The sequence below is a fragment of the Pseudomonadota bacterium genome, assembly GCA_026390555.1.
Classification (GTDB): Bacteria; Bdellovibrionota_C; UBA2361; order UBA2361; family OMII01; genus OMII01.
In genome coordinates this window covers 1-5327 of record JAPLFS010000031.1, presented here as the reverse complement: position 1 = coordinate 5327, position 5327 = coordinate 1, and the positions used below count along the sequence as shown (strand labels likewise).

7 protein-coding genes are annotated in these 5327 nt (G+C 50.8%); 3 read left to right on the top strand and 4 right to left on the bottom strand.

Features of this window, described 5'->3' with window-relative positions; genetic code table 11:
* Nucleotides 1–218, top strand: a 218-nt coding sequence (locus NTV65_03695) for a hypothetical protein (GenBank protein MCX6114308.1), incomplete at its 5' end; no start/stop codon positions are given.
* 117 nt (nt 219–335) lie between these two features.
* The gene (locus NTV65_03690) at nt 336–1322 is read left to right on the top strand and encodes an L-threonylcarbamoyladenylate synthase (GenBank protein ID MCX6114307.1); all 987 of its coding nucleotides are present in this window, start codon (nt 336–338) and stop codon (nt 1320–1322) included.
* 20 nt (nt 1323–1342) lie between these two features.
* On the opposite strand, the gene NTV65_03685 is transcribed toward NTV65_03690, so the two are convergent.
* The 3 genes from NTV65_03685 to NTV65_03675 all read right to left on the bottom strand — a co-directional run bounded on the left by NTV65_03685 (nt 1343) and on the right by NTV65_03675 (nt 3885).
* Nucleotides 1343–2635, bottom strand: a complete 1293-nt coding sequence (locus NTV65_03685; protein ID MCX6114306.1) for a DUF6178 family protein — start codon at nt 2633–2635, stop codon at nt 1343–1345.
* Complete coding sequence (gene infC / locus NTV65_03680) at nt 2632–3147, bottom strand: translation initiation factor IF-3 (GenBank protein MCX6114305.1); 516 nt, start codon at nt 3145–3147, stop codon at nt 2632–2634. Before infC ends, NTV65_03685 begins: the two co-directional genes overlap by 4 nt.
* Nucleotides 3148–3321: 174 nt before the next feature.
* Nucleotides 3322–3885, bottom strand: coding sequence for a hypothetical protein (locus tag NTV65_03675; protein MCX6114304.1), 564 nt, complete (start codon nt 3883–3885; stop codon nt 3322–3324).
* A 154-nt stretch (nt 3886–4039) separates the two neighbouring features.
* On the opposite strand from NTV65_03675, the gene NTV65_03670 reads away from it, so the two are divergent.
* On the top strand, nt 4040–4390 hold the full coding sequence (locus NTV65_03670; protein MCX6114303.1) for a hypothetical protein: 351 nt from the start codon (nt 4040–4042) through the stop codon (nt 4388–4390).
* A gap of 8 nt (nt 4391–4398) precedes the next feature.
* Here NTV65_03670 and NTV65_03665 read toward each other — a convergent pair whose 3' ends face one another.
* On the bottom strand, nt 4399–5019 hold the full coding sequence (locus NTV65_03665) for a hypothetical protein (GenBank protein MCX6114302.1): 621 nt from the start codon (nt 5017–5019) through the stop codon (nt 4399–4401).
* Between the last annotated feature and the right edge of the window lie 308 nt (nt 5020–5327).

The window sequence follows — 5327 nt, the reverse complement described above, 5'->3', positions numbered from 1 at the left end:
TATGCCAAACGGTAGATAATGGACCGACAATTGATGCATTACGGGATCTCTTTGCACAAGCCAGGAACACCGCTAAGAGGACCATAGCACGCGCCTATTTTAGAAATACCGGTGCAACGAACCGTAAAGACAAACTCGTTGTACAGGCCATAAGCCTTGAGAGCCAGGGACTTGCTCAACTTGATCTGATTCCTCGCACCTCGACCGAGTGTCAGTAAGAGCGTAAGTAGGTAGAGCTTCGTGCTAGTGGGATATAACGCTCAGCAGCAGGGTGGTGGTAGGGGTAGTAGGGTAGCCCCCTATTCCAAAGAACCCTATAATCAAGAGCGTACCGTATGACTACTACTATAGACCCTTTAAAACTTGCAGAAGCTGTAGCTACCCTTCGCTCTGGCGGGCTGGTTGCCTTTCCAACCGAGACCGTCTACGGACTCGGCGCTGACGCCACAAATTCTAGCGCAGTGCGCCGCATCTTTGAGGTAAAGGGGCGCCCCTCCTCAAATCCACTTATTGTGCATATCTCCTCGTTTAATGATCTTGCTCGTTATGCGGATCTCTCACGCTCCTTTGATCGCAAGCTTGCAGAGAGCCGTCTTGAAAAATTAGCTCCCTTTTGGCCCGGGCCGTTATCTATCGTGCTCCCTGCGGGCGCATCTATCGCTAGAGAGGTGCGTGCTGGTGGAGACACAGTAGCGCTTAGAGTTCCACGTCACCCAGTTGCACTTGCTCTACTGAGAGCATTTGACGGGCCTATAGCTGCACCGAGCGCTAATGCCTCCATGTATATCAGCCCTACAACGGTGCAACATGTTAGAGAGGCGCTCGGTACTAGCGTTGATTGCATCATAGATGGCGGCGCATGTGAGGTCGGTCTTGAATCAACCGTACTATCGCTACTTGAACTAACTCCACGAGTGCTGCGACCCGGGGCAATTACCAGGGAGCAGATCGCTGCTACTCTAGGTTGCACCGTAGGGGGCCCTATAGCAGCCTCTAACGCTCCCCTTCAATCTCCTGGACTTATGGCGAAGCACTACGCTCCGCACACACCGGTCATGCTTAAGAGCGCCCTTAGGAGAGATACAAAGCTGCCAAAAAAGGTTGGCGCGATACTATTCTCTCCGCAGAGCCTGGCATTTAGCCCATCGCACACGACAGTTTTGAGCCCTGGGGGAGAGCTTAAAACGATTGCAGCGAATCTATTTCAGGCCCTACGTGAACACGATCAACTCGCCCTCGATCTGATTATAGTTGATACATGTGAGCCGATCGGACTCGGTGAGGCCATTATGGATAGATTGCTGCGCGCTAGTCACAGGTAAGGCAACCTATGCGGGGCGCCCTATGCTAGCTTATCAAGCAGGGAGCTAACCGATTTAATAGCCTGTAGGCTCTCAATTGGGCGGGTGCCGGGTTGCAGGCTGCCACTAATATCAACACCACTAGCACCACTATCAACAATCGAGCCATCCTCATTTAAGAACATCGGCATCGCTGGAAATGCTTCACGCGCGCACGCTAAGGTTGAAAAGAGAACCGGGTCTGCATCTTTAACTTTATCGGCTAACTCAAGCGGAATCTTTCGAGCTCTGCTTCTAAGCGCCATTAGCTCCGTCATACCCAGACGGAAGAGAGGTCCAAGGCCCAAGGCATTGTAGGCCTCAAGCACCGTTGTGGTACCATCCGCGATTAATCTTTCAAGCCCCAGGTTGATCGCCCCTTTTACCTGCTCTGCCAACTCAAGGACCCGCTCCTGCTCAGCGAAATCTATCCCCCACCGCACAACAGCGGCGTTCATAATGTAGGTAAACTCCATCTCTATGCTCTCGTGGTCTTCGACTCTGCGCAGCAGCTCCGCAAATAAACGGGTTGCGCGTGCCTCATAGATCATGGGCTCAATGCTACGAATATCCTCAATCACCTGCGAACGCTTGCCAGCTTTTAGAACACCCTGCGCTTCGAGTACCGAGTACGGTGCGTGAATGCTAGCCGCGACCTCTGGCTCAGGGATACCCTCAGCAGCGAGCCGTTTAGTGCGCTCTATGTAAGCCTCCTCCTCGAGCATACTGATAGTAGCAACCGAGGGAATGGCGATAAGTTGATAAAAGAGCTCTGCATTCGATTCAAAGATCAGGGCCAGCAGACGCGCTAAAAGAAAATGGTGATCAGGATTCTCTGTTTTTATTCCGACCCAGGTTGAGCCGTTATCGGGGGTATGAAATCCAGGCCCAGGGGGCTGCTCACTTGGATCTTCAAAGACCTGCACCTCAGCATATTTACCGATCAACACAGCCAAGAGCTTCAGATCGATAAATTTAACGAGCTTCTGCAATAGCTCTAGCGAGTCAGTATCATCTGTCAGGGCTAACCACCCCCATAATACCTCCTCGTTAAGAGCATCTGCGTGCCAAAGATCGAAGTCCGATATAAGTTTGCATTGCTCTAGCGAGGCCATCAAGAGCAGGTCGGTACTGGACTCAATCCCCCGCTGCTTTATGATCATAAAGAGGCTCTGCACGGGAAGTTGCCGCACTACCTGCTCAGGCGCATCGGCCTCAAAGATCGCTTTATATAGATCGCTACAGGTATGGCCCCTAAATGGCGCTACAACTGGCGCGCTATCAGTGCTGCTCATTTGATAGGTGTAAAGGTAACATGAATCTGACGGCCCATCGCTGGTGAGCGCTCATCAACCGTTGCAACATCTGCAAGACGCGCGATGATCTGATCAAATTTTAGCCTGCCGAGATCGACATACATAGCCTCACGCCCCTTAAAGCGCATAACGAACTTAACTTTGTCACCCTCTGCTAAAAATTCGCGGGCCTGCTTGAGTTTTACCTCCAGGTCACCAATATCAGTTCGATATCGTAGGCGCAGCTCCTTAAGGGTCGTATCGGTGCGATTCTTTCTGGCCTCCGTCTCCTTCTTCTGCTCCTTGTATTTGAACTTGCCGTAATCCAGGATTTTGCAGACAGGGGGTTTGGCTTGTGAGGCAACCTCTACTAGGTCTAGTCCTTGCTCCTGTGCTTGCTGCAGAGCATCGTGCACGGACAAAACTCCAAGCTGTTCACCGGTCGATGAAACAACTCGCACCTCTTTTGCTGTAATAAACTCATTAATACGATGGGCATCGGGGGCGGACATGGGACGATTAAAACGGCCCCCGCGGAAAGCAGGTTTGGGAAAGGGCTTCAAAAACATTCCTCCATTAATAAAGTGACTTTCAAGGTCCTTACGTTATCCACTGATCTAAGATGAATCAAGAGCTTGTTAGAACTATTCGAAAACGGCATATTTTATAAAAAATGTACCTTTCTCTTATTTTTTCTTTGATTCTGGCTTCTTAGCATCGGTTTTCTTATCGCCAGGGGCGCCAGCCGCCCCCTTAGTGCTAGTCAACTCACGACATTTAGGCTCACTCGCCTCAACTGTACCACACACACCCTGCTGCTCTCGACACTCCTGCATAAGCGCCCTTTCGAGCTCGACACGGGTCGAAAAACTCAATGAATTCAATATAGAAGACCTGCTTGAGAGCTTGGTAGCGACGCATTCACCAAACCCCTCATGGTCACGCCTACAGCTATCAGAGGCCTTAGCCCTTTGCCGATTAAGCTCGATCTGAAGGGTGCTCTTTGCCGTAGCCTCATCCACCGCGCTCCGTTCAACCCCGATAAATAGCACCAAACTCGGTGCGCTTGTGGGGGCTGCCACAACCTGTTGTTGCCCCTTAACGGCTACGCTTTCAGTAGGTGGGGGGGATCTTAGCCAAGTATATGAAACCTCAGCGGCGCACAGGAACTCAGCCCTTAGCTCCAGACATGGCAGGCCCACAAAACAGGCAACTAATGCTGCATAAAAACCGATAAATTTAGCTCTCATGTTTTGAATACCTGGTGCGGTACTGCGTCTTAGGCAGCACGGTCTTTGAATTCGCCTAAGATATATAGGGCGAAACACCTTGCGAGCAAGCTTAAACCGTATGGGTTGACCATAAAAGTATCTTATTAGTCTCTATTTTCCCGGAGTAAATGCAATGGAAGGAACAACAGGTAGCTCATTTTCAGGTATCAATCACGATTATCAGCAGGAATTCGGATCTCCAAATATGACCGGCAGCCCGGAGCGCAGGTTGCTCCTTGCGATCCTTGAGCGCGCCATTCTCGACTTCGTAGGAAACGATCCACGCGAGATAGCTGAGGCCGAGGAGTGGATCTTTAGTTATAACGATATCTCAACTGCGGGTAACTTCTCATTCTCCTGGGTATGTGAGCAGCTAGATCTAGATACAAACAAGATCTCTCAAAAGATTCGTAGCATGCCGCGCAGAGGCACACGCAAGGTTGCTCCGTGGTACTTTCAGAAGAGCGCTAGCATTACGCAGTAGTAGCGCGGTTAGTGATAGTACCGAGCGCTGACGCGCGCCGGGTGCGGGGGAAGATTGGCAACTCTCCCACCCTGCTGCCCGTTCCAGAGATCTCTAATCAAGGATCGGGGCGCAAAATTACCCACATTGGCTTTATCATGGCCCCTACGAGAGGCTATTTCGCGCGAGACGATGGTAGCAAAGCTGAATCGACGGAGCACCTTCGTACGGGGCAGAAAATAAAGTGCGCCGATTATTCCGGCCATAAATGCACCGATAAGAAGTGCTGGAAACGCATACACCGGCGAACTAGCATGCCCGATCGAAAATACATAACACACCGTAACGAGACTGATAGCGAGCAGCGCCAATGCTGGCATTGAGACGCTCGGTTTCTTTATAAAAAGGCTCTCATCTGTCACCCCCAGATCCAGTAGATCGTCTAGGTAGGACTCAAGAACCTCAACCGGCACAAACGATACCGCATACCGAAAATCACTGGCATAACGGTTTACAGGGATAAGAGCCCCACATGCCCGGCGCTCATAGGCCAGGAGTGCGGCTCCGATCTGCTGGTATTGTTCAAGCAATCGATTGCAACCGCCGAATGGATGAAGGTCGTCGTTGTGCGCTGTTCGTGAAGCTTGCATGAGATTATGAGACCACATGGCGCTGTCCTAAACAACTAAATCCGCCAGACGCTTGGCCTTATCGAGAGCGCCTGCTTCTGACCGGAACTGGGACCAGCTTTCGGCCCAGCAGAGCTGCTATCAAGGCGTCAAATATATTCAATAAACCGCGCATATCACCCCATACATATCGTGGACCAATAAACAGGTCTCTATAACTAAGATGTCGGCTAGACTGAAAAAAAGCTTAACCATTTAGCGAGTTTTAGGTAAATATTTATGGCTACTTGCGCAGCTCAACTACCTTAGATCAGTGGGTTAGCCTCTCT

Bases quoted from the DNA above. Each gene is read 5' to 3' on its own strand.
- NTV65_03685 (MCX6114306.1), bottom strand. From the start codon at position 2,635: ATGAGCAGCACTGATAGCGCGCCAGTTGTAGCGCCATTTAGGGGCCAT.
- NTV65_03690 (MCX6114307.1), top strand. From the start codon at position 336: ATGACTACTACTATAGACCCTTTAAAACTTGCAGAAGCTGTAGCTACC.
- infC (MCX6114305.1), bottom strand. From the start codon at position 3,147: ATGTCCGCCCCCGATGCCCATCGTATTAATGAGTTTATTACAGCAAAA.
- NTV65_03675 (MCX6114304.1), bottom strand. From the start codon at position 3,885: ATGAGAGCTAAATTTATCGGTTTTTATGCAGCATTAGTTGCCTGTTTT.
- NTV65_03670 (MCX6114303.1), top strand. From the start codon at position 4,040: ATGGAAGGAACAACAGGTAGCTCATTTTCAGGTATCAATCACGATTAT.
- NTV65_03665 (MCX6114302.1), bottom strand. From the start codon at position 5,019: ATGCAAGCTTCACGAACAGCGCACAACGACGACCTTCATCCATTCGGC.